Origin of the sequence: Nonomuraea longicatena (assembly GCF_039525605.1) — a bacterium.
In the GTDB taxonomy this organism is placed as follows: Bacteria; Actinomycetota; Actinomycetes; order Streptosporangiales; family Streptosporangiaceae; genus Nonomuraea; species Nonomuraea longicatena.
Genome location: NZ_BAAAHQ010000031.1, coordinates 37969 through 60581, shown reverse-complemented (window position 1 = coordinate 60581; position 22613 = coordinate 37969). Strand labels below are relative to the sequence as shown.

The 22613-nt window shown below is 72.8% G+C and carries 20 protein-coding genes; 8 read left to right on the top strand and 12 right to left on the bottom strand.

Annotated features, from left to right (window positions below):
- On the top strand, positions 1-952 hold a 952-nt coding region (locus ABD120_RS26575; protein ID WP_343952803.1), incomplete at its 5' end, for a serine hydrolase domain-containing protein.
- 147 nt (positions 953-1099) lie between these two features.
- On the opposite strand, the gene ABD120_RS26570 is transcribed toward ABD120_RS26575, so the two are convergent.
- Positions 1100-1978 (bottom strand): TIGR03619 family F420-dependent LLM class oxidoreductase, encoded by an 879-nt coding sequence (locus ABD120_RS26570; RefSeq protein ID WP_343952802.1) that lies wholly within the window; start codon positions 1976-1978, stop codon positions 1100-1102.
- Between the two features lie 130 nt (positions 1979-2108).
- Here ABD120_RS26570 and ABD120_RS26565 point away from each other — a divergent pair, with 130 nt between their 5' ends.
- From ABD120_RS26565 to ABD120_RS26545, 5 genes are all read left to right on the top strand, one after another.
- Positions 2109-2987 carry a phosphotransferase family protein gene (locus tag ABD120_RS26565; RefSeq protein ID WP_343952801.1) on the top strand — a complete coding sequence of 293 codons (879 nt, stop codon included), beginning with the start codon at positions 2109-2111 and terminating at the stop codon, positions 2985-2987.
- A gap of 45 nt (positions 2988-3032) precedes the next feature.
- Positions 3033-3299, top strand: coding sequence for a TFIIB-type zinc ribbon-containing protein (locus ABD120_RS26560; protein ID WP_343952800.1), 267 nt, complete (start codon positions 3033-3035; stop codon positions 3297-3299).
- A gap of 125 nt (positions 3300-3424) precedes the next feature.
- Positions 3425-3880 carry a MarR family winged helix-turn-helix transcriptional regulator gene (locus tag ABD120_RS26555; protein WP_343952799.1) on the top strand — a complete coding sequence of 152 codons (456 nt, stop codon included), beginning with the start codon at positions 3425-3427 and terminating at the stop codon, positions 3878-3880.
- Complete coding sequence (locus tag ABD120_RS26550) at positions 3877-4641, top strand: ABC transporter ATP-binding protein (RefSeq protein ID WP_343952798.1); 765 nt, start codon at positions 3877-3879, stop codon at positions 4639-4641. Before ABD120_RS26555 ends, ABD120_RS26550 begins: the two co-directional genes overlap by 4 nt.
- A complete protein-coding gene (locus ABD120_RS26545; protein ID WP_343952797.1) occupies positions 4563-5288 on the top strand; it encodes an ABC transporter permease in 726 nt (241 codons plus the stop codon). The genes ABD120_RS26550 and ABD120_RS26545 overlap by 79 nt, the downstream gene beginning before the upstream one ends.
- 7 nt (positions 5289-5295) lie before the next feature.
- Here the strand turns inward: ABD120_RS26545 and ABD120_RS26540 are convergent, their stop codons facing one another.
- Positions 5296-6246: a hypothetical protein gene (locus tag ABD120_RS26540; RefSeq protein ID WP_343952795.1), complete on the bottom strand. Its 951-nt coding sequence runs from the start codon at positions 6244-6246 to the stop codon at positions 5296-5298.
- 86 nt (positions 6247-6332) lie between these two features.
- Positions 6333-6848, bottom strand: coding sequence for a CGNR zinc finger domain-containing protein (locus ABD120_RS26535; RefSeq protein WP_343952794.1), 516 nt, complete (start codon positions 6846-6848; stop codon positions 6333-6335).
- A gap of 208 nt (positions 6849-7056) precedes the next feature.
- Between ABD120_RS26535 and ABD120_RS26530 the strand changes: the two genes are divergently transcribed.
- Positions 7057-8832: an AMP-dependent synthetase/ligase gene (locus ABD120_RS26530; protein ID WP_343952793.1), complete on the top strand. Its 1776-nt coding sequence runs from the start codon at positions 7057-7059 to the stop codon at positions 8830-8832.
- A gap of 17 nt (positions 8833-8849) precedes the next feature.
- Here ABD120_RS26530 and ABD120_RS26525 read toward each other — a convergent pair whose 3' ends face one another.
- The 5 genes from ABD120_RS26525 to ABD120_RS26505 form a co-directional block, all read right to left on the bottom strand.
- Positions 8850-9461 (bottom strand): TetR/AcrR family transcriptional regulator, encoded by a 612-nt coding sequence (locus ABD120_RS26525; protein WP_343952792.1) that lies wholly within the window; start codon positions 9459-9461, stop codon positions 8850-8852.
- 47 nt (positions 9462-9508) lie between these two features.
- Positions 9509-10447, bottom strand: coding sequence for an acyltransferase domain-containing protein (locus ABD120_RS26520; protein WP_343952791.1), 939 nt, complete (start codon positions 10445-10447; stop codon positions 9509-9511).
- Positions 10448-10453: 6 nt separating this feature from the next.
- The gene (locus tag ABD120_RS26515) at positions 10454-12541 is read right to left on the bottom strand and encodes a CehA/McbA family metallohydrolase (RefSeq protein WP_343952790.1); all 2088 of its coding nucleotides are present in this window, start codon (positions 12539-12541) and stop codon (positions 10454-10456) included.
- A gap of 132 nt (positions 12542-12673) precedes the next feature.
- The gene (meaB, locus tag ABD120_RS26510; protein ID WP_343952789.1) at positions 12674-13630 is read right to left on the bottom strand and encodes a methylmalonyl Co-A mutase-associated GTPase MeaB; all 957 of its coding nucleotides are present in this window, start codon (positions 13628-13630) and stop codon (positions 12674-12676) included.
- A 185-nt stretch (positions 13631-13815) separates the two neighbouring features.
- Positions 13816-14502: a MarR family transcriptional regulator gene (locus ABD120_RS26505; RefSeq protein ID WP_343952788.1), complete on the bottom strand. Its 687-nt coding sequence runs from the start codon at positions 14500-14502 to the stop codon at positions 13816-13818.
- 202 nt (positions 14503-14704) lie between these two features.
- On the opposite strand from ABD120_RS26505, the gene ABD120_RS26500 reads away from it, so the two are divergent.
- Positions 14705-16015, top strand: coding sequence for a serine/threonine-protein kinase (locus ABD120_RS26500; RefSeq protein WP_343952787.1), 1311 nt, complete (start codon positions 14705-14707; stop codon positions 16013-16015).
- Positions 16016-16032: 17 nt separating this feature from the next.
- Here the strand turns inward: ABD120_RS26500 and scpA are convergent, their stop codons facing one another.
- The 4 genes from scpA to mtnA form a co-directional block, all read right to left on the bottom strand.
- Positions 16033-18243, bottom strand: coding sequence for a methylmalonyl-CoA mutase (gene scpA / locus ABD120_RS26495; RefSeq protein WP_425564037.1), 2211 nt, complete (start codon positions 18241-18243; stop codon positions 16033-16035).
- Positions 18240-20012 carry a methylmalonyl-CoA mutase family protein gene (locus ABD120_RS26490; RefSeq protein ID WP_343952786.1) on the bottom strand — a complete coding sequence of 591 codons (1773 nt, stop codon included), beginning with the start codon at positions 20010-20012 and terminating at the stop codon, positions 18240-18242. The genes scpA and ABD120_RS26490 overlap by 4 nt, the downstream gene beginning before the upstream one ends.
- 46 nt (positions 20013-20058) lie before the next feature.
- Positions 20059-21597, bottom strand: a complete 1539-nt coding sequence (locus tag ABD120_RS26485; RefSeq protein WP_343952785.1) for a peptidoglycan-binding protein — start codon at positions 21595-21597, stop codon at positions 20059-20061.
- 85 nt (positions 21598-21682) lie between these two features.
- The gene (mtnA, locus tag ABD120_RS26480; protein ID WP_343952784.1) at positions 21683-22612 is read right to left on the bottom strand and encodes an S-methyl-5-thioribose-1-phosphate isomerase; all 930 of its coding nucleotides are present in this window, start codon (positions 22610-22612) and stop codon (positions 21683-21685) included.
- Position 22613: the final 1 nt, after the last annotated feature.

The window sequence follows — 22613 nt, the reverse complement described above, 5'->3', positions numbered from 1 at the left end:
CGCGGCCGGCGAACTCGTCCGGTACGCCGACCTCGACTTCACCCTCGCGGCCGAGCGGCCGCCGGCCGATCGCGCGTCGGTCTTCGACCTGGCCTCGGTCAGCAAGCTGTTCACCACCGTCGCCGTGCTCTCCCTGGTCGAACAGGGCCGCCTCGGGCTCGACGAGCCCGTCGCCGCCTGGCTGCCCGGCCGTGACCCGCGCATCACCCTGCGGCGCCTGCTCACCCACACCGCCGGGTTGCCGCCCACCCGCCGCGTCGACCTCGAACTGCCCGGCGCCGGGCCGCGCGAGCGGATGGCCGCCGTCGTGGACACCCCGGTCACCGCGCCCGTCGGCGGGCCGTACCTCTACTCGGACGTCGGCATGATCACGGTGGGCCGGATCGCCGAACTCGCGGGCGGCGCGCCGCTCGACACGCTCGTGCGCGAGCGCGTCACCGACGTCCTCGGCCTGGCCGCCACCGGCTACCTGCCCGGCCCCTCGCTGCTGCCCCGGGTGGCGGCCACCGAGTGGAAGCCCGAGCGGCCGGGACCCGGCTGCGTGCGCGGCCGGGTCCACGACGAGACCGCCTACGGGCTCGGCGGCGTCGCCGGGCACGCCGGGCTGTTCTCGACCGCCGACGATCTGCTGCGTTTCGGCGAGGCCCTGCGGCTGGGCGGCCAGGGGCTGCTGAAGCCGGAGACGGTCGCCGAGATGCTGCGCGACCAGGGCGTCGAGCACGCGGCCTTCCGCCACGGGCTCGGCGTGCGGATCGGCGACCCGGCGATCGTGGGACCGCTCCGCGACGCGTTCGGCCACTCGGGGTTCACGGGCACCTCGCTCGTGGTGGACCCGGAGCGGCGGCTCACGGCGGTGCTGCTGACCAACGCCGTGCACCCCGTACGCGGGCGGGAGGGCATCCGCGCCCTGCGCACCGCCGTGGCCGAGGAGGCGGCCAGGCTGGCGGCGTAGACCGAGTGCCCTGTCCACGGCCCTGCCACGAACCTTCAGCACGGGCCCGCCGCACGGGCCGCGACACAGGCCCTCAGCACGACCTCGGAGTACGACCCCGCAGTGCGGGCCCTCGGCACCGCAGCGGAGGGCCCGGGAGCGGGGCCCTCAGGCCAGGGCTTCCAGGGCTTCCTCGGCCCTGCGCATGGCCTCCTCCGGCGGGGCGGTGACGATCTCGGGGTCGAAGTTGAGGTCATGGAAGACGTCGGTGACACCCTTCTCCGCGAGTTCGGCGACGTCCGCGCGGATCTGCTCGTAGGTGCCGGTGAGCGGCCCGCGCTCACCGGCACGGACCTTCGTGACCCCCCGGCAGACGATCCGCAGCGCTTGGGGGTCGCGCCCGGCCTTGTCGGCCGCCGACTTCACCATGGAGACCTTCTCCCCGATCCGGCCCAGGTCCTCGCGGCTGGCGCTCACCCATCCGTCGGCCAGCCGTCCGGCCCGCTCCAGCGCCCGTTCGGCCGCGCCTCCCAGGAGGACCGACGGCGGGGGCACCGGTTTGGGGTCCATGTAGGCGGGCGGGATCTGGAAGAACTCGCCGTCGTACTCGACCACCTCGTCGTTCCAGCACCTGCGCAGGACCTCCACGAACTCCTCGCCCCTGCGCCCGCGCGCGGCGAAGCCCGCCCCCGCCGCCTCGAACTCCTCGGGCAGCCAGCCGAGCCCGATCCCCGCCACCAGCCGCCCGTCGCTCAGCGTCTGCAGCGTCGCCAGTTGCTTGGCCAGCACGACCGGCTGCACGAAGGCGTTGACCACCGCGACCCCGAGTTCCACCCGCCGCGTCAGCGCCGACAGGTGGGCGAGCGTCACGACCGGGTCGTGCACGCTGCGGTACACCGGGCCCATCGGATGCCCCTCCGGGTAGAGGACCCGCTGGAACGTCCACAGGCTCGCGTAGCCCAGTTCCTCCGCACGGGTGGCGATCCGGCGGATGTTGGCGGGCGTGGCCCACGGACCCGACACCGGCACTGCGAAACCGACCTTCATTCCCACTCCCGCTCTCACGTACTCGGTACTCGCCTTTCCAGATACCCCCGGCCCGCCCGGATCAGCCCCGCGCCCGCCACCCGCCCGTTCCACGGGAGATCGGGTGTCCGGTTGGTCCTAGGCTGGTCGCGTGGGTCTTGAGGAGGAACTGACCGAGATCGCCGGAACCTATGGCGGCAGAGGCGCCCCGGCCGTCCATCCCAGCCGCACCGACGTGGTGGTGGTACGCAGGGGCGAGGTGGTGGTCAAGGCGCATTCCGAGCGCGACGACCCCGACCGGCTCGCGCTGCGGGTGCGGGCGGCGGGCGCGGCGGCGCTGACCGGGATCATGCTCCCGCCGCTGGAGCGGAAGGTGCTGCGGGTGGCGGGACGGGCGTTGACCGTGTGGCCGGCGGGCACTCCCGTGTCGGCCGAGGACGCGCACGCCGACCCGGGCTCGGCGCCGTGGGAGGAGGGCGCGCGCCTGCTGGCGCGGCTGCACGCCGTCCCCCTGACGGACGTGCCGCGCCTGCCCGAGGCGGGCGGGCCGGGGCAGGCGGCCCGCGCCGTACGGCGGATGCCCGGCGACGGCCCGCTCCAGCGGCTGGTGCGCCGCGCGCACTCCGGGATCGAGGTGAAGGAGCCCGCGCCAGCGCTGCTCACGCACGGCGACTGGCATCTGGGGCAGCTTGTGCGCCGCGAGCGCTGGCTGCTCATCGACGTCGACGACCTCGGCGTCGGCGACCCCGCCTGGGACCTCGCCCGCCCGGCCGCCTGGTATGCGGCGGGGCTGCTGGAGCCGAGGATCTGGGAGCGGTTCCTGGGCGCCTACCTCGCCTCCGGCGGTCCGGCGCTGGGGGCGGGCGACCCGTGGGCGCGCCTCGACCTCCCGGCGCGCGCGCTGACCGTGCAACTCGCCGCTGTGGCGGTCTTCAACGCCGCCCGCGACGGACGGGAACTCGACGAGGCCGAGCAATCGTTGATCGAGGCGTGCGGCAGAATTGTGGGGCTGCGGAAAAGCCTGCAATAGTGGCGCACGCAGAAGGTTTTCCCTGAGGGCAAGGAGATCGAGCGGATGCAGTGCCCGAAGTGCCGCGGGAGCATGCGGACATACGAGCGCAACGGGGTCCACATCGAGCAGTGTGACAACTGCCGGGGGATCTTCCTCGACTACGGCGAGCTCGAGACTCTGACCCGGATGGAGTCTCAGTACCACGGCGCCCCGCCGCCCCCGGCTCCGGGCGCGCCTGCCCCCGCGTGGGGTGCGCAGCAGCACGGCGGCTACCACCACGGCCACCGCCGCCGCAAGGACAGCTTCATGGGCATGCTGTTCTCGTCCTGAGCAGCGCCGAAGGGCCGCCTCCCCGAGCCGTGTGGAGGCGGCCCTTCGCCGTTCCACCCGGGGGTCCCTCGAACGAACGGCCAGGGCATTTCCCAATGCCTCGTTAACAGAGCTAAAATCGTGATATGGGCACCTCGGACCTGAGTGACGCCCTCTCCGGCGTCCTGACCGGCCTCCACCGCCTCCTGCGGCGCAGGCTCAGGGCCGAACTGTCCGGGCCGCCGCTACACGGCGCCCAACTCGACCTGCTGCGGCTGGTCTCCGCCAACCCCGGCATCGGCGTCTCCGCCGCCGCCAGGGAGCTCTATCTGGCGGGCAACTCGGTCTCCACGCTGGTCAACCAGCTCACCGCCGCCGGCCTGCTGCGCCGGGAGACCTGCCGCGACGACCGCCGCTCGGCCCGCCTCACGCTGACGCCGCAGGCCGAGGAGCGCCTGCGCGCCTGGCAGTCGCGGCGGGCGGCGCTGCTGCGCGAGCACCTCGACCGCCTGGGCGAAGCCGACAGGCAGGCACTGGCCGCCGCGCTCCCGGCGTTGCGCACGCTCGCGCGGCGCCTGCACGAGGAGGTGAGGACGACATGAGCGATCCCGCCGTCGCCTGCACCGGACTGCGCTACTCCTTCGGCCGGACCATGGCCGTCGACGGGCTCGACCTGTCGGTCGCCTCCGGTGAGGTGTTCGGCCTGCTCGGGCCGAACGGCGCGGGCAAGACCACGACGATCCTATGCGTGACCACGCTGCTGCCCGTACCCGCCGGCATGGTGCGGGTCATCGGGCACGACGCGGCGACCGACAGGATGGCGCTGCGCCGCCTGCTCGGCTATGTACCCCAGCAGTTGTCCGCCGACCAGAGCCTGACCGGGCGCGAGAACGTCTCGCTGTTCGCCCGCGTCTACGACATCCCGCGCCGCGAGCGCGCCGCCAGGGTCGCTCAGGCGCTGCTGGCCGTCGGCCTGGACGGCGTGGGCGACCGGATGGCCGCCACGTACTCCGGCGGCATGATCCGCCGTCTCGAACTCGCCCAGGCGCTGGTGAGCGCCCCCAGGCTGCTCATCCTCGACGAGCCCACCATCGGTCTGGACCCCATCGCGCGCACCGACGTCTGGGAGCACATCCTGCGTGTGCGCGCCGCCACCGGGATGACCGTCCTGGTCACCACCCACCACATGGACGAGGCCGACCGGTACTGCGAGCGGGTCGCGCTCGTGCACCGGGGCCGCGTCAGGGCGCTCGGCACGCCCGGGGAACTGTCGTCGCGATGTGCGTGGTCGAGTTGCAGAAGTTGCGCCACGACCGCACCGAGCTCTGCACCCGGGCGATCCAGCCCGCCCTGTGGCTGCTGATCTTCGGGGAGACGTTCTCGCGCCTGCGGGTGATCCCGACGGGCGGCATCCCCTACCTCGACTACCTCGCGCCCGGCATCATCGCCCAGTCCACGATGTTCATCGCGATCTTCTACGGCATCCAGATCATCTGGGAACGCGACTCCGGCGTGCTCACCAAGCTGCTGGTCACGCCGACGCCCCGGGCGGCGCTGGTCACCGGGAAGGCGTTCGCCGCGGGGGTGAAGGCGATGATCCAGGCGGTGGTGGTGATCGTCATCGCGGCGCTGCTCGGGGTGAGCCTGACCTGGGATCCGCTGCGCCTGGCCGGGGTGGTCCTGGTCGTGGTGCTCGGCTCGGCGTTCTTCTCCTGCCTGTCGGTCACGATCGCCGGGATCGTGCTGACCCGTGACCGGCTGATGGGCATCGGGCAGGCGATCACGATGCCGCTGTTCTTCGCCTCCAACGCGCTGTACCCGATCTCGGCGATGCCGGGGTGGGTGCAGGCGATCAGCGCGGTCAACCCGCTGAGCTACCAGGTGGACGCGCTGCGCGGGCTGCTGCTCGGCATGCCGTCGTACCTGGCGCTCGACCTCGTCGTACTGCTCGGCGCGGCGGCGGCCGGGATCACCGCCGCCTCCTGCCTGCTGCCCAGGCTGGCGCGCTGAGGGCCGGTCAGCTGGGGAAGCTGTCCGGATCGACCCGCTTGGTGGGGGCGTTGCCGCCGGAGATGGCGTGCAGGGTGATCTTCCAGTCGTGCCAGCGGATCTGCGTCGCCGTGTAGACGGTCCGGAAGCGGACGCTCTTCTCGAAACGCTCGAAGCTGCAATCGCGGGAGAAGGCGCGCCGCTTGCCGTCCCAGTCCACGCCGTGCGTGAAGAAGATCTTGTAGGAGCCGTCGCGGACGCCGCGGATCTTGAACTTGGTCTTCTTCCGCACGTAGACCGTGACCGCCTTCTTGCCGCCCCTGACGACGGTGATCACGGCGTCGCGGGGCGAGCCGTTGTCGACCTGGAGGTAACTGCGCCCGGTCAGGCTCTCCTTGCGGAGGAAGTGCCCGTTGCTCAGGCGCCGCGACTTCTTCGACGCGGCGCCGGCGTCGATGAAGTCGGCCGGGTAGCCGCCCGCGGACTCCAGGGCCTGGCCCGCCTGGTCGGCCCGCTTGAGGACCGCGCCGAGGTCGGTGAGCACGGCGCCGGGCGTGCAGACGGCGCGGCTGCCGACCTTGCCCGAGGTCGAGCCCATCGAGTTGGCCAGTTCGCGCAGGCTCACCACGTAGGTGTCGTGCTCGGACTTGACCTCCGGGGGCGGGGACAGCTCCGCCAGCGCGTCGGCGGCGCCGCGCAGGGACTCTCCGGCGCGTTCCAGGCGCGTGTCGAGAGCGGTGACCGTACGGGCGCCGAGCATGCTCTTGAGCGCGCCGGACATGGTCTTCTGCCGGGAGGCCAGCGCGTCCTTGTACGCCGCGGGCGTCAACGCCGCCGGGCTCTGGCTGGCGGGGGGCGGGGTGGCGCCGTCGGCCCCGATCACGCCCCTGGCCACCGGTTCCCCACCGGTCGGCCCGGACGTGCAGGCGGTCAGCGTCACGAGCGCGAGGGCACACGTCATCATCCGGGGGACAGCCACCTGCCACACTATCGCCCGGTTGATCCGCTTCGTCAATCGCGATCGTCGGCACCGTGGAGCACGGCCGCCCTTGCGGGAAGCCTTTCTCATCCGCCGCGGGCCCGGTGGGCGGCCACGTTGACGCGGTTCGCGCAGGCGATCGAGCAGAAGCGGCGGCGGCCGTTGCGCGAGGTGTCCACGTAGACGGCCGGACAGCCGGGGCGGTCGCAGCGGCCCAGCCGTCGCCCGTCGGAGAAGGCGATCGCCATGGCCAGCCCGCCCGCCGTGGTGTCCTTCGTCCTGGCCACGATGTCGGCGTCGAGGTCGAAGAAGTGCAGATGCGGCCGCCGTCCGTCGTGGGCGCTGAGGTAGGGCCGGGTCGCGGTGATCTCCAGTAGCGCGTTGACCAGCGCGAGCTGGGTGTCCTGGTCGCGTTCGCCGAAGACCGGTGCGAGCCGGTCCGCCCACCGTTCGACCTCCGCCGCCTGTGCGGGGGTCAGCGCGGTCCTGAGCATGCCGTGTCGTTCGAGCATCGGCGACAGCGCGGCGGGCCCGAAGTCGCCGGTGTTGACCAGGTCGGCCGAGAGCGCGGCCCCGTTGCCTCCGTAAGTGTTGAAGTGCACAAGACCATTACATCAGGTTGGGGACATGCCCGATCTTCATGAGACCGTCACCGTCTCCGCTCATGCCACTTCCGAGGGAATGGTGTCCTATGTCCGATGTTCGTGCGGTGCTTGGGAGATCCGCACCGGGGACGACCTCGACGCCGCCATCGACTGACGGCCGGACTTCGCCCTATTGTCAGCACCAAAACCCCTCAGGAGGCCAGGCATGACCAGCATCCCCGCCCTGCTGCGCGATCGGGTCGAGCAGACCCCGGACTCGGAGGCGTACCGTGTGCCGTCCGAGACCGGCTGGACCTCTCTCACCTGGCGACAAACCGGCGAGCGGGTGCGCGAACTGGCTCTCGGCCTGGCCAGGCTCGGGGCCGCGCCGGACACCCGGGTCGCGATCCTGTGCTCCACGCGGCTCGAATGGATCCTCGCCGACTTCGCCGTGCTGGCCACCGGGGCGGCCACCACCACGATCTACCCGGCCAACACGGCCGCCGAGTCCGCGTTCGTGATCAACGACTCGGGCAGCACCCTGGTCGTCGCCGAGAACGCCGAGCAGGTCGCCAAGCTGCGCTCGGTCCGTGCCGAGCTGCCCGACGTCAAACACGTGATCGTCATCGACGGCCCCGCCGAGGAGGACGGCGACGACGGCTGGGTGGTGCCCTGGGAGGCCGTCTCCGACCCCGGCGCGGCCGACGGCGCCTACGACGCGATGATCGACGCCATCGGCGCCGAGGATCTCGCCACCCTCATCTACACCTCGGGCACGACCGGCCGCCCGAAGGGCGTGGAGCTGACCCACGACAACTGGCTGTTCATCGCGCGCGCGGTCCGCAAGCTCGACATTATCGGCCCGGCCGACCTGCACTTCCTGTGGCTGCCGCTGTCGCACAGCTTCGGCAAGCTGCTGCAGGTCGTCATGGTCGATGCCGGGGTGCCCACCGCGATCGACGGCCGCCTCGACCGGATCGCGGAGAACCTGGGCGTCCTCAAGCCCACGTTCATGGCGGCGGCGCCCCGCATCTTCGAGAAGATCCACAACACGGTGTCGGCGACCGTGCGGCGCGAGGGCGGCCTGAAGCTGCGCATCTTCGAGTGGGCCAAGTCGACCGGCAACCGGGTGGTGCGGGCCAGGCAGCGCGGCGCGGCGGTCCCGCTGACCACCCGCGTCGAGTACGCGGTGGCCGACCGGCTGGTGTTCGCCAAGTTGCGCGAGCGCTTCGGCGGTCGCATCCGCTTCTTCATCTCCGGCGCGGCCCCGCTGTCGATGGAGATGGCGGAGTTCTTCGACGCGGCGGGGCTGACGATCCTGGAGGGGTACGGCCTGACCGAGACGTCGGCGGGCAGCTTCCTCAACCGGCCGGAGTCGGTGGCCTTCGGCACGGTGGGCCCGCCGCTGCCCGGCGTCGAGGTCCGCATCGCCGAGGACGGCGAGGTCCTCGTCGGCGGCCCCTGCGTGATGCGCGGCTACCACAACCTGCCGGAGGACACGGCGGCCGTCCTGGAGGACGGCTGGATGCGCACCGGCGACATCGGCGAGGTCGACGCCGCCGGGCGGCTGCGGATCACCGACCGCAAGAAGGAACTGATCAAGACCTCGGGCGGCAAGTACGTCGCGCCGACCTACCTGGAGGGGCGGATCAAGGCGGCCTGCCCGTACCTGTCGCACGTGTTCGTGCACGGCGACCGGCGCAACTACTGCACGGCGCTGGTGACGCTCGACATGGACGTCGTCACGCCGTGGGCGGCCTCGGCCGGGCTGCCCGCCGACGCGGAGGCGCTGCGCGCGCACCCGAGGATGCGCGCCGAGGTGGAGCAGGCGATCGGCCGGGTCAACGCGGAGCTGGCCAGCTACGAGACCGTCAAGAAGTTCGAGATCCTGGCCGACGACTTCTCGGTGGAGTCGGGTGAGCTGACGGCCAGCCTCAAGATCCGGCGCAAGGTCGTGGAGGAGCGCCACGGCAAGGTGCTCGACTCCTTCTACGACGCGTAGGCCCGCTCACCGGGCGGTCACCGTACCGCCCGGTCCATCAGGTCGGCCAGTTCGCGGGCGTGCGCGTCGATGTCGTAGCCGGGGGTGGCGGCCCAGTAGCCGCACATGGCGTCGACGGCGGCCGTGTGGGTGACCGCCATGACCCGCTTGTCGAAGGCGCGGAACTCGCCGGTGCGCTGGCCGAGGTCGTAGATGGACTCCAGCAGCAGGTAGAGGTCCTCGCTGGTGTGGGCGCCGTAGCGGGGCCTGCCGTCGGCGTCGCGCAGGTTGTTGAAGATCTCCCAGACCGCCAGCAGCCGGTTGCGGTGGCCGTGCATGTGCTCGGCGACCGACAGGATCTGGACGCGCAACTGCTCGCCCGCGGTGGTGAGTCCCTCCATCCGGGTGATGACGTACTCGGTTATCTCCGTGTAGACGCGCGTGACGACCTCCTCCATCAGTTCGTCCTTGCCGGCGAAGTGATAGGAGATGACGCCCTTGCTGATGCCCGCGTGCTTGGCGATCGCCGCGAGCGACGCCTTGGCGAAGCCCACCTCCGCCAGCACCTCCACCGCCGAGGCGGCGATCTGCGCCCGCCTGGCCTCTTCGATGAACGATCGCTGGCCGCTCGGCTTGTTTTCTGACCGCATGGCCGAAATTTAGCACATGCGGCCAGAAAGCTGAGAGACGCCGCAGGTCATGACAGGCGCAGCCACCCCGCCCGGCCGTACCAGCTGCCGCCCTCCGCGAGGTGGTCGGCGATCGCGCGCTCCAGGCTGGAGCGGCGCGGCAGCGGGTCGGCCTCGGCGTCGGCGCCGAACACGAAGCCCAGCACCCCGGTCTCGAAACGGTGCAGGAGGTGGAAACGGCGCTGGAAGGCGATGATGTTCGAGCCCTCCGGGAGATAACGGGCGAGTTGCTCGTCGAGCAGCCACGAGTGGCAGGTGGCGACGAGGTACTTCTCCTTCGGGAAGTGCCGGGGGAAGAACTCGGCCGCCCGTGCGAAGGACCGGTCGCACGAGGCGGGGTCCATCGGGCCGCAGAAGTCGGGGATGTGCACGTCGAGCGCCGGATTCCCGTCACCGGGGTCCATCCCGGCCGCCCTGACCCCTGACGCGGTCCCCTCGCGCATCAGGGACCGCTCGAACTGCAGCCTGCCCAGCTGGTAGATCATGCCCCTGGCGTGGAGCATGAACCAGAACGGCGCGTGCAGCCCTGGGGCGCGGAATCGTTTACGGTGGACCGCCATGTTGCGGCCCAGGTCGGCCAGGGTCGCCTGGGCGACGTGCTCGGGGATGCCGTGCTCGCGGTGGTAGGCCCGCGTGTACGGCAGCGCGGCCAGGTAGACGTGGACGTAGAAGTAGGGACCGAGCTCGGGCAGCTCGGGGAACCTCGGCGGCGCCTCCGTGTCTCCCATGGAGGCGACCAGGGAGCCCACGCAGCGCTCCAGTAGCCACCAGTGGGGGTCGCCCGGCGCGGGCAGGCCGGCGAGGACGCCGCCGATGTCCTCATGCGGTACGGCCAGCCGCAGCAGCTCGCCGAGCAGGTCGTGGGGAAAGCGGACGTCGACGGGGCCGACGGATTCGAGGTGGTCCAGCCATTCAGGGTGTTCGCGCAGAACGTGCTTGATGTCCATCGACGATCAGACTAACCGGGCGCGATACACCTCTCTAGCCTCCTCCAGCAGGCCGAGATGGGCGTCGAGCTGCTCGGAGGTGCGCAGCCGGGCGTGCCGCTCGATCAGGTCCTCCAGGAGTTCGAGCCAGTCGAGGCACCACAGCACGTCCTCCTGGCGGGCCACGCCCCGCCCGCCGACCTCGATGTAGATCGGGCTGGTGAGCGCGTAGCCGTACCCGGTGAGGGTGCGGGGGTGGCCCGGCTCGCACAGGACCTCGGCCAGCACGTAGCCGGGACCGCTCACGTCGAGCTCGGCCGTGACCGTCAGCCGCTCGTCGCCGCCGCCGAGCCGTTCGGCGCCCGCGCGCACCCCGTCGTGGGTGCGCACGCGCACCGCCGACACCTCCGGGCCGATCGCGGTCGCGGTGACCGTCAGCCGCCCGCCCTGCCTGGCGTCCAGGACGGCGCCCGGTCCGTGCCCCTCGACGGACAGCTCCAGCCACGGCCCGGTGGTGGCGAACGTGCGCCCGGCGCGTACGGCGGCCGCGAACGAACCCGCGCTCAGCCGCCCCTCGACCTGGGCGTAGACGCGTGCCCAGCCGGGCGGGTTGGACTGGTTGTCCGACCGGGTGAAGGAGATCATCGTGTCGGTGCCGGCGGTCGCCGCCAGCCGGTTGCCCGCGCCGAGCAGCCTGCGGTAGACGGCGGCGGTGGCCGGGATGGAGGCGTGCGTGAGCACGTCGAGGCTGTCGACGAGGCCGAGGGCGGCGTCGGCGACCAGTTCGCGGGCGGCGCAGTTCCTCGGCACCGGGCCGATCACGGCCGAGGCCGGGTCGTCGTCGCGCACCGGCCGGGAGAAGGGATGGCTGTAGCCGACGAGCGCGTCGTACTCCCGCAGGCGCCGCAGGCCCTCGGCGTTGGGCGGCCAGTCGTAGTCGGTCACGAAGCCGGTGTGCAGGACCTCCGGCACCTGGGTCAGTCCGAAGGCGTAGGAGTGGCCGAGCAGGTCGTTGCGGTACTCGGCGCCCATGCGGGCCACGTGGGTGGCGTCGGACCAGGGCAGGTCGCGGCCGACCCAGTGGACGAGCGCCTCCCTGTCGTAGACGCGCTCGCCCGTCACGTTGCCCGCCAGCAGGTTGAGCACGTGCAGGTCCTCGCCGTGCTGGGCGGCCGCGGCGTCGGCGGGCCTGGCCACCAGGTCTCCCGCCCAGTTGAGGTGGGTGTGCAGGTCGCCGCCGTACCAGCCGTTCGCGGCGGCGTCGTAGAGGCGGCGCGGGCTCAGCTCCGCCACGTGCTCGGTGCCGGGGGCGAGGGTCAGCTCGACGCGCTCCTCGTGGTACTCCATGCCCCTGGTGGCCGTCACCGTCAGCGGCCCGGCCGGTACGTCGAGGACGAGGTCGGCGCCGTGGAAGTAGGGGCGGCCGTGGTAGTCGTGCCGCCTCGGCGCCCCTTCGGGGAACCAGCCCTGCCCGCCCGCACCGGTGATCGACCAGCGGCACGGGAACGGCGCCCGCACCCGCAGCCGGGCCGACGGCATCCGCCTGACCAGCGGCGCCAAGCTGACCGGCACACCGTCGAGCAGCACTGTGTCGCTCAGGTCACTCGGGGTGCCGGGTGCGCCGGGTGCGCCGGGTTCGACGTCCACCAGCCAGGCGCCGCGCGGCGCGAGTTCGCGCCGCCGTCCGGCCACCTCGACGACGCAGGAACGTTCCCGCCGCGAGTCGATCAACAGCGGGATCGGCTCCCCCGGGCGATCGAGCAGGACGCGGGGCAGGCCCTCCAGCCGGTGGCCGGTCTCGGTGAGTCGCAGGGCGGCGGCGTGGGCGGGCACGTGGCCATCGAGGGCGTCGCGCAGCAGTTCGTCGAAGTCGAGTTCGGCGATCCGGGTGGCGACGCGCTCGACCGGCTCGCCCGGGTGGCGTTTGAGCAGATGGGTGAAGGCCGCCGCCCAGAACGCGGGCAGCCGGTCGGGCGGCAGCACCCTGCGGGGGGCGAACAGCTTCACGTACGCGAGCTCCGGCTCACCCCAGGTGATGCCGTGTTCACCGAGCAGCCCGCCGTACTCGCGCAGCGCCTTCGCGACCGCCTCGGGCAGCATCGAGTCGTCACACATACGCCTCTCCCGCTCGTCGATGTGCGGGCCATCGTGACATATGCCAGCAGGGGCGACCCGGCCCACAACAACGGCGGTGTGGCGATATTTCACCCTGCGGTGGAAACTTCCCCCTCCGCAGAGATCACCGTTCTAACGCTGGAAGGCGGCCAGCATCCGGGCGGCCGCCGCGGCGGGGGTGAGCGTGCCCGCCAGCACCTCGCGCTCGGCCCGCGCCGCGACCGCCGCGACACCGGGGTCGGCGCGCAACTCGGCCAGGAGCCTGGTGCGTACCAGGGTCCAGGTCCAGCGGACCTGTTGCTCGCGCCGGCGCGCGGGCACGTCGGTGCCCGCGCGGTGGGCGCCGACGCGCACCCACAGCTCCTCCAGCCCGGCGCCGGTCAGGCCGCTGCAGGTGAGCACGGGCGGCGGCGGGCCCTCCGAGCGGAGCATGCGCAACGCGCCGGCCAGTTCGCGGGCGGCCTTGCGGGCCTGCGGCTCGTCCTCGCCGTCGGCCTTGTTGACCGCGATGAGGTCGGCCAGCTCCAGCACGCCCTTCTTGATGCCCTGCAGTTGGTCGCCGGTGCGGGCCAGGCTGAGCAGCAGGAAGGTGTCCACCATGTCGGCCACGGCGGTCTCGGACTGGCCGACGCCGACGGTCTCGACGAGCACGACGTCGTAGCCCGCCGCCTCGACGACCACGATCGCCTCGCGGGTGGCCTCCGCGACGCCGCCCAGCGTGCCCGAGGTCGGCGAGGGGCGGATGAAGGCGCGCTCGTCCGCCGACAGTCGCGCCATCCGGGTCTTGTCGCCGAGGATGCTCCCGCCGGTCCGCGTGGAGGACGGGTCGACGGCCAGGACCGCCACCCGGTGACCGCGCCCGGTGAGCATGGTGCCGAACGCGTCGATGAACGTGGACTTGCCCACTCCGGGGACGCCCGAGACGCCCACCCGCCAGGTGTCGCCGGCGAGGGGCGCGAGTTCGACGAGCAGCCGCTGGGCCAGTTCGGCGTGGTCGGGCCTGGTGGACTCGACCAGGGTGATCGCCCGCGCGATCCAGGCGCGCGACCCGGCCCGCACCCCCGCGACGTACTCCTCCACCGACCGCATGCCCCCGATCGTACGGTCCCCGCCCTCGACCGGCCCCACCGCCCGGGCCCGGCGTTCGACGATCACCGCTTCGGCCGCCCGACCCGTCGTTCACAGGCCGCCGCCCGGCCGCCCCACCCACCACCCAGGGCCGTCATTCGAAGGTCACCACCGGCCGCCCCGAGCCGCCGCCCTGGGCTCGCCGGTCAGCGGCGCCAGCGCTCGGCCGCCTGGATCATGTCGTCGCTGACCTGCCGCAGCAGCAGCCCCATCTCGCGCATCCGGGCGCCGGCGGGCGTCTCCGGGCCGAGGACCTCGACCCCGCCGTCGGCGATGTCGGCGATCATGATGTTCCTGCGCACGCTGGCCAGCCACGACTGGTACCAGATGTCGCCGTCGATGACGTAGCGGTCGCGGCGCCTGCTGTCGCGCTCGCGGCGGATCAGCGCCTGGCTTTCGAGCTGGCCGACGGCCTTGGAGATGGAGGCGGGGCTCAGGCGCAGGCTGCGGGCGAGTTCGGCGGCGGTCGCGCTGCCGCTGTCGGCGAGGTGCAGGGCGACCAGGACGCGCGCGGTCGTGCGCGGCAGGCCGGTCTCGACCAGCGTCTCGGTGAGCCGCTCCTCCAGCGCGCGCAGCGCCTCCCGGTCGCGGCCCTCGGCGGCCGAGGGCGGCGACGGGCGGGCGGCGCCCTTGCTCCGCCTGGCGCGCGCCCCGGTGGCCTCGTGGGCGCGTTCCGCCTGGTAGTCGCGTGGCCCGCCGTTGCGGCTCACCTCGCGGGTGACCGTCGAGACCGGACGCCCGAGGCGGACGGCGATCTCGGTGTAGGTGAGACCCCCGGCCAGCCCGCCGGCGATCTCGTGGCGTTCCTCCTGGGTGAGCCTGCCCCCCGGCATAGGTGATCCGCCTGCCCCTCGTGTGCCCGATTCCTGTTGCAAGTATGGCTGTCCACGCGTGGTTGTGTGTTGAACGTTTGCTGAAAGCAAAAGCGGGCGACGTGGGCCTTTACGGCAGGTCAGCAGAAGATCCGACAAACGTCACTCTTTGCCGCTATGGTCTTGGAGATCCGTCCCAGCCGTCACAGGAGTCACTCCCCTCATGCCGCACGTCGATCCGCTGCGCGAGGGCGACCCGGCGGCGGTCGGACCCTACCGACTGGTCGGGCGCCTCGGCGCGGGCAGCCAAGGGCCGGTCTACCTCGCCCAGGCGCGCAACGGCGTGCCGGTCGTGGTCAAGGTGCTCCGCGAGGAGCTGTCGGGGGACGACCGCCTGGTCCGGGAGCTCACCGCCGCCCGCCGCGTCGAACCGCTCGGTGTCGCCCAGGTGCTCGACGCCTCGTTCGGCGGGAGACCGTACGTGGTGAGCGAGTACGTCGACGGGCCCGCGTTGCAGCGCGTCGGCAGACAGGGCGGCGCCGAGCTGCAGCGCCTGGCGACGGCGACCGCGACGGCGCTGGCCGCCATCCACCAGGCCGGGGTCGTGCACCGCGACCTCAAACCCGCGAACGTGCTGCTCGGCCCCGGCGGGCCGCGTGTGGTGGACTTCGGGCTCGTGGGCGCCCAGCAGGCGGTCACGGCGGCGGGCGGCTTCCACGGCACGCCCGCGTACATGGCGCCGGAACAGCTCGCCGGCCAGGAGGCCGGGGCGGCGGCGGACGTGTTCGCCTGGGCGGGCGTGATCGTGTTCGCCACGACGGGCGCGCCGCCGTTCGGCGACGGCTCGCTGCCCACGGTCATCCACCGGATCATGCACGAGGAGCCGCAGCTCGGCGACATGCCCCAGCCGCTGCGCGCGATCGTGCAGAGCTGCCTGGCCAAGGAGCCCGGCCACCGGCCGGCGATGCGGCAGGTGATGCTGCACCTGCTGGGCGGCGAGCAGCCGGCCCTCCCGCAGCGCGACCGGGCGCGGCGGGGGCGCCGCGGGCTGCGCACGGCGCTGGTGGCGGGGGTGTCCGGCGTGGCCGTACTGTCGCTGGCCGGGCTGATCGTGTGGCTGACGCCCTCGGAGGCCGAGCCCAACCGGGCGCTCGCCACCGCGCCGGCGACCCCGGCGCCCTCCGGCCGCCCGTCCGCGACGCGGAGCCCTCGCCCCGACGGGGTCAAGATCCTGTATGTCAGGGCGCGGGGCACCCGGACGGCCGTCAGCCGTGACTGCCAGGTGGGCGACACGCTGGTCAGCGGCATGGTGGAGGGCACCAGGCGGCCGATGCGGCTCAGCTACTCGTGGATCGTCGACGGCCAGGTCGTCGCCCGGCGGACGGCCTATCTGGGCCAGTCGCTCACCCGCAGGCTGCCGGCCCCGCCCGCGCTGACCACTCCTGGACGGCACACGGTGACGCTGCGGGTCGACTCACCCGCCGTCGCCCGCAAGTCGGCGGTGGTGGAGATCTGCCCCCTCGGCACCCAGTAGTCCGTCACCGGCGGACTTCAGTGGCCCAGGCGGTGTTCGAGTTCCGCGAGCAGGCCGAGGGCGGCGTCGGCGATCACCGTGCCCGGCGGGAAGATGGCCGAGGCGCCCGCCTCGCGCAGGGCCGCGAAGTCGCCCGGCGGGATCACCCCGCCGACCACGATCATGATCTCCGGCGCGTCCAGTTCCTCCAGTGCCCGCCGCAGCGCCGGGACCAGGGTCAGGTGCCCGGCCGCGAGGGAGGAGACGCCCACGATGTGCACGTCCGCCTCGACCGCCTGCCTGGCCACCTCCTCCGGCGTCTGGAACAGCGGGCCGACGTCCACGTCGAAGCCCAGATCGGCGAAGGCCGTGGCGATCACCTTCTGGCCCCGGTCGTGGCCGTCCTGGCCGATCTTGGCCACCAGGATGCGCGGGCGGCGCCCCTCTGCCTTGTGGAAGGCCGCGCACGCCTCGCGTACACGCTCGATCGCCGCCACGGGCCCCGCTTCGTCTCGGTACACGCCGGAGATCGTACGCACCTGCCCGGCGTGGCGCCCGTACACCCTTTCCAGCGCGTCGGAGATCTCGCCCACGGTGGCCTTGGCGCGGGCGGCGTCGACGGCGAGCTTGAGCAGGTTCTCACCGAGGCCGGGGGCGCGGGTGCCGTTCCGGGCGGCGTCCGCGGCCTTCGTGAGGGCCTCCAGAGCCTGCTGTACGGCCTGGTCGTCGCGCTCGGCCCGCAGCCGCCGCAGCTTGTCGAGCTGCTGGGCGCGGACCGCGCTGTTGTCCACCTTGAGCACCTCGATCGGCTCGTCCGCGGCGGGACGGAAGAGGTTGACGCCGATCACCGGCTGCCTGCCCGAGTCGATGCGCGCCTGGGTGCGCGCGGCGGCCTCCTCGATGCGGAGCTTGGGCAGCCCGGCGTCGATGGCCTTGGCCATGCCGCCCGCCGCCTCGACCTCCCGCAGGTGCCCCCACGCCTGTACGGCGAGGTCGTGGGTGAGACGCTCGACGTAGTAGGAGCCGCCCCACGGGTCGATCACCCGGGTGGTGCCCGACTCCTGCTGCAGGAGCAACTGGGTGTTGCGGGCGATGCGGGCGGAGAAGTCGGTGGGCAGGGCCAGGGCCTCGTCGAGGGCGTTGGTGTGCAGCGACTGCGTGTGGCCCTGGGTGGCGGCCATGGCCTCGACGCAGGTGCGGACCACGTTGTTGTAGACGTCCTGCGCGGTGAGGGACCAGCCGGAGGTCTGCGAGTGGGTCCGCAGCGACAGGGACTTCGGGTTCTTCGCCGCGAATCCGGACACCAGGCGCGACCAGAGCAGCCGGGCGGCCCGCAGTTTGGCGACCTCCATGAAGAAGTTCATGCCGATGCACCAGAAGAACGACAACCGGGGGGCGAAGACGTCGATGTCGAGCCCGGCGTCCACGCCCGCGCGCAGGTACTCGACGCCGTCGGCGAGGGTGTAGGCGAGTTCGAGGTCGCAGGTGGCCCCGGCCTCCTGGATGTGGTAGCCGGAGATGCTGATGGAGTTGAACTTCGGCATCTTCTCGCTCGCGTAAGCGAAAATATCCGAAATTATGCGCATCGATGGGGCGGGCGGGTAGATGTAGGTGTTGCGGACCATGAACTCCTTGAGGATGTCGTTCTGGATGGTCCCCGCGAGCTGCTCCGGCGCCACCCCCTGCTCCTCCGCCGCCACGATGTAGAGCGCGAGCACCGGCAGCACCGCGCCGTTCATCGTCATCGACACCGACATCCGATCCAGCGGGATGCCGTCGAAGAGCTGCCGCATGTCGTAGATCGAGTCGATCGCGACGCCCGCCATGCCGACGTCGCCCGCCACACGCGGATGGTCGGAGTCGTAGCCCCGGTGCGTCGCCAGGTCGAAGGCCACCGACAGGCCCTTCTGCCCGGCCGCGAGGTTGCGCCGGTAGAAGGCGTTGGAGTCCTCGGCGGTGGAGAACCCGGCGTACTGGCGGATCGTCCACGGCTGGTTGACGTACATCGTCGGGTACGGCCCGCGCAGGTAGGGGGCCGCGCCCGGATAGGTGTCGAGGAAGTCGAGTCCGTCCAGGTCGGCGGAGGTGTAGAGCGGCTTGACCCCGATGCCCTCCGGAGTCTCCCACGCCTGCCCCTTCACCGGCCCCTTCACCGGCCCCTTCAGCTGTTCCTCCACCGGCCGGTCGGCCGGCCCGTCCGGGGGCGTCCGCTCGGACGTGAGCGGGATGTCGGTGAAGTCGGGGATCACCGGGTCACCTCCAGGTCCTCGAACGTCGTGCGGAGCACCGTGAGCGCGTCGCACCCGGCGAAGACGCGGCCGTCCACGTGCGCGAAGTCGCCCTTGCCCGCCAGCCACACGCGCTTGGCCCCGGCCCGTTTGAGGGCGGCGGCGACGGCTTCGGCGTGCTCGGCGTACATTCTGTCGCTGGAGCACAGGCAGGCCACCCGCGATCCGCTGACGGCGAAGGCGGTGGCGATCTGGTCGGCGTCCACGGCAGGTCCGGCGGTCTCGGTGGCCAGCCCGCCCGCCTGGAACAGGTTCGCCGCGAACGCCGCCCGCGCGGTGTGCACGGCGATCGGCCCGATCGTGGCGAGGAACACCTTCGGCCGCTCCGGCCGCGCGTCGGCGAGATCCCGCAGTTGCTCGAACGCCGCCGCGTACCTGATGCGCGGCAACCCGTCCGCCCCGCCCGAACCGGCACCGTCCGTGCCGGCGCTCGGCTCGGGTTCGGCTGGGTGGGCGGCCGGGTAGCCGGGCAGCCCGGCTTCGGGGCCGCCTTTCCTGACGGGGAGGGTCTCGGTGAGGTCGGGGAACTCGCTGACCCCGGTGACCGGCAGGCGGCGGTGGGCCAGGTCGTCGGCGCGGCGGGCCCGGGTGGCGGCGATCCGGCCGGCGATCAGCTCCCCGGCGGCCGGCGCGCCCCCAGCCGCCTCGATCTCCTGGAACCAGGCCCAGGCCGCCTCCGCCAGCTCGGCCGTACGGCGTTCGACGTAGAAGGAGCCTCCGGCGGGGTCGATCACCCGCCCCACCCCGCACTCCTCCAGCAACAGCGACTGCGTGTTGCGGGCGATCCGGCGCGCGAACGCGTCCGGCAGCCCGGCGCAGGCGTCGAACGGCAGTACGGTCACCGCGTCGGCACCGCCCACCCCGGCGCCGAAACAGGCGAGGGTGGTGCGCAGCATGTTCACCCAGGGGTCGCGCGCGGTCATCATGGCCGACCCGGTCACCGCGTGCTGGAGCTGGTCTCCGGGCCCGCCGCACACCTCGGCCACCCGCGCCCACAGCCGCCGCGCGGCCCGGAGTTTGGCGACGGTCGCGAACTGGTCGGCGGTGGCCGCGTACCTGAACTCCAGTTGCCCCAGCGCCTGCGCGACCCCGAGCCCGCCGCCGGTCAGCACCCGCAGGTGGGCGACGCCGAGCGCGAGCGAGCACCCGAGCTCCTGCGCGTCGGAGCCTCCGGCGTCGTGGTACGGCGTGGCGTCCACGACCACCGCCCGCATGCCGGGATGCCCGTCGAGGCACCGCCGTGCGAGCGCGACCACGACGTCCGGCTGCACGGCGGCCAGGGAGGCGCCGAGGTTCCCCGACAGCCCGGACGTCCCCCGCGCGGCCGTGAGGAACGCCTCGGCGGCCGAGGCCGCGGCCGGGCCCGCGTCGAGGACGACCGGCGCGAGGTCGAGGTGGACGCCGTCGAGCACCCGGGCCAGCCGGTCCACTCCGATGGCGTGCGGCCCGACCTCCAGCCACAGCGAGGTCACCCCGTTCTCAAGGTCGGCGAGCACCGCCTCGGGGTCGGGGACGGCGTGGCGCTGGCGGACGTCCCACCCCTGCGCCGACCGCAGCGGCCGGAGAGTGTCCGGTAGGTCGGCGCGGTCGTAGAGCGGCTGGAGGGGCGGCCCGTCGTAGGTGGCGGTCGTGAGGGCCGAGAGGTCCTGCCCGGACTTGGCCAGCACGGCGAGTGCCATGGCCCGCCAGTCATCACGGGTGACGCGGGGGTAGTCCGCTGCCAGATCCATGTCTCGGATAGTAAGCCGAACTCATCGCAAACGGTCCTCCGGGGGGTCACGGCAGCGGCGCCTCCCAGGCCAGGCGCCAGGTGACCGGGCCGACGACGCCGTCGTCCGGGATGCCCTGGTTGCGCTGGAAGCGGCGGCAGACCTCGCGCGAGCCCGCGCCGTAGGCGCCGTCGACGTCGATGTTCCAGCCCCGGGTGCTCATCTGCTGCTGCCAGGTGCGGACGTCGTCGCCCCGGACGACGGGCGGGTAGGACAGCAGGCGGCCGGGGAAGGCGGGAGCGGTGGGCCTCGGGGTCGGGGTGGTCGTGCCGGGACGGGGGGCGCCGCGTCTGACCCACGAGTACAGGGGGTCGCCGGGGCAGTCGGTGCTGTAGCCGTCGCGATGGCCCTTGATCTCGGACCCGGCGCCGCCGCGCTGGCGGAGGTACTCGATGGCGTCCAGGATGCCGTCGAGCATCGCATCGGGCGGCTCGACCAGCCCGGCGTTGCCGACGAGACCGAGCACCGCGTAGTGGCCGGAGTTGAGCCCGGCCCCGTTGGCGGCGGGCAGGTGGTGCGCCCCCCGGCCCTCGAAGACCTTGCGGTGGGGGCAGGCGACGTAGGTGTTGCCGGTGAAGTAGACGGTGCCGCGCCGCCGGGCGAACCAGGTCTGGTCGGGGGTGCGCGGGCACCAGATCTCGCCCTCGTACGCCTCCAGGACCGCGCTGGCCGCTGGGGCGACGGCGGCCTGGCCGGTGGGCGAGCGGCCGGACAGCACGGCGGCGAGCAGCCGCGCGTCGCCGGGCGGCCGTCCGGACAACTCGGCGACCTCGGTGAACAGCCCGAGCTGCGCCCGGGTGAGCGAGAGGACGAAGTCGCCCTCCAGCGCCCCGCGCAAGGAGTGGCGGGCGATGGCCGGCAGCCGGATCTCCCCGTCGCCTTCCTCCCAGCCGGCCTCGCCGGAGGCGGCGAGCAGGGCGGCGCGGATCCGGGCGGCGTGCGCGGGCCGCCGCACGGCGGACCCGTCCCAGAACCAGGCGGCGAGTTCGACGAGGGCGTCGGTCCACTTCGGCTCGGACGGCAGGTCGGCGCAGGGGGCGGCGACCTGGATGCGGTCGCCGGGCGTGAGGGCGCCGGTGGTGGCCCACGCCCGCGAGCCGTCGGCACGCCGAACGGGCCAGCGGTGGTTGACGGTGGTGAGCGAGGAGTGGCCGGGGAACTCCATGCGGACGAGGTCGCGCCGCTTGGCGGGGAAGACGCAGACCTCCAGGACGTGCTGCCAGCGGGAGAGGCCGAGCACGGGGTCGAGGGTGAGGACGAGGTCGCCTTCGCGCACCTCCCGATGGGTGCGCCAGCCCCGCCGGGTGAGGATCTCGGTCTCCTCGTCGGCGCAGTAGCCGATGTCGATCCAGCCGTTGCCGTCGATGTGATGGTTCTGAATGGAACGGACGAGTTCGGTGCATCCATCGTGATTGTCGACGATGCCGGGCTCCACCCGCCCGCCGGTGTAGTGGACCTTGACGCCCTTGGTCGAGTCGAGAACCGTGTAGGCCCCGGTAGGGGGCCGGGCATTCCAGGCGCGCCGGAGAATGAGGTCGATGGCCACGTTCTGCTCCTGGGGGATAACAGACTGCTGAACACCGAGCGTAACGCGGGATGTGCGGACAGGTCCCGAGATTGCCGTTATCGAGCTAGGGCCTGATCACCCGGCTCTCGGTGACGATCGCGGTCACGAGGTCGTGCGGGGTGACGTCGAAGGCCGGGTTGGCGGCCCGGGTGCCCTCCGGCGCGGTCGCCACTCCCCTGACGGAGACGACCTCCTCCGCGCCCCTGTCCTCGATCTCGATGTGCTCGCCGGTCGGGGTTCCGGCGTCGACGGTGGACTCGGGCGCGACCACGATGAAGGGGACCCCCGCGCGCTCGGCCCCGAGCGCCAGCGCGTAGGACCCTACCTTGTTGGCCACATCTCCGTTTGCCGCGATGCGGTCGGCCCCGATGAGGACCGCGTCCACCCCTCCCCGGGCCAGGAGATAGGGCCCGGCGGAGTCGACGACGAGCCGGTGCGGGGCGCCCATCCTGGCGAGTTCCCAGGTGGTGAGCCTGGCCCCCTGAAGCAGCGGCCGGGTCTCCAGGGCGAGCACCTCGGCGAGCCGTCCGCGCTCGTGCAGGGTCTGGACGACGCCGAGCGCGGTGCCGCGCTCGACGCAGGCCAGGCCGCCGGTGTTGCAGACGGTCATGATGCGCAGGCGGTCGCCTTCGAGCAGGTCGGCGCCGCGCTCGCCCATGGCGACGCAGGCGGCGATGTCGTCGTCGCGGATGCGCAGGGCGGCGCGCAGCGCCTTGGCCGGGGGGAGCCCGGCGACACGGTCGACCGCCCAGGCCAGGTTGACGGCGGTGGGCCGGGCGGCGCGCAGCCGGGCGATGGCCTCCTGGTCGCCCCGGGCCAGCACCACGCCGAGGGCGCCGGCCACCCCGAGGGCGGGGGCGCCCCGGACGGCCAGGCGCCGGATGGCCGCGATCAACTCGTCGACGGTGGTGATGCGGAGAGTGACGAGCTCGTCGGGCAGACGGGTCTGGTCGATCATCTCGATCGCGCCGTCCACCCAGTCAATGGTTCTCACA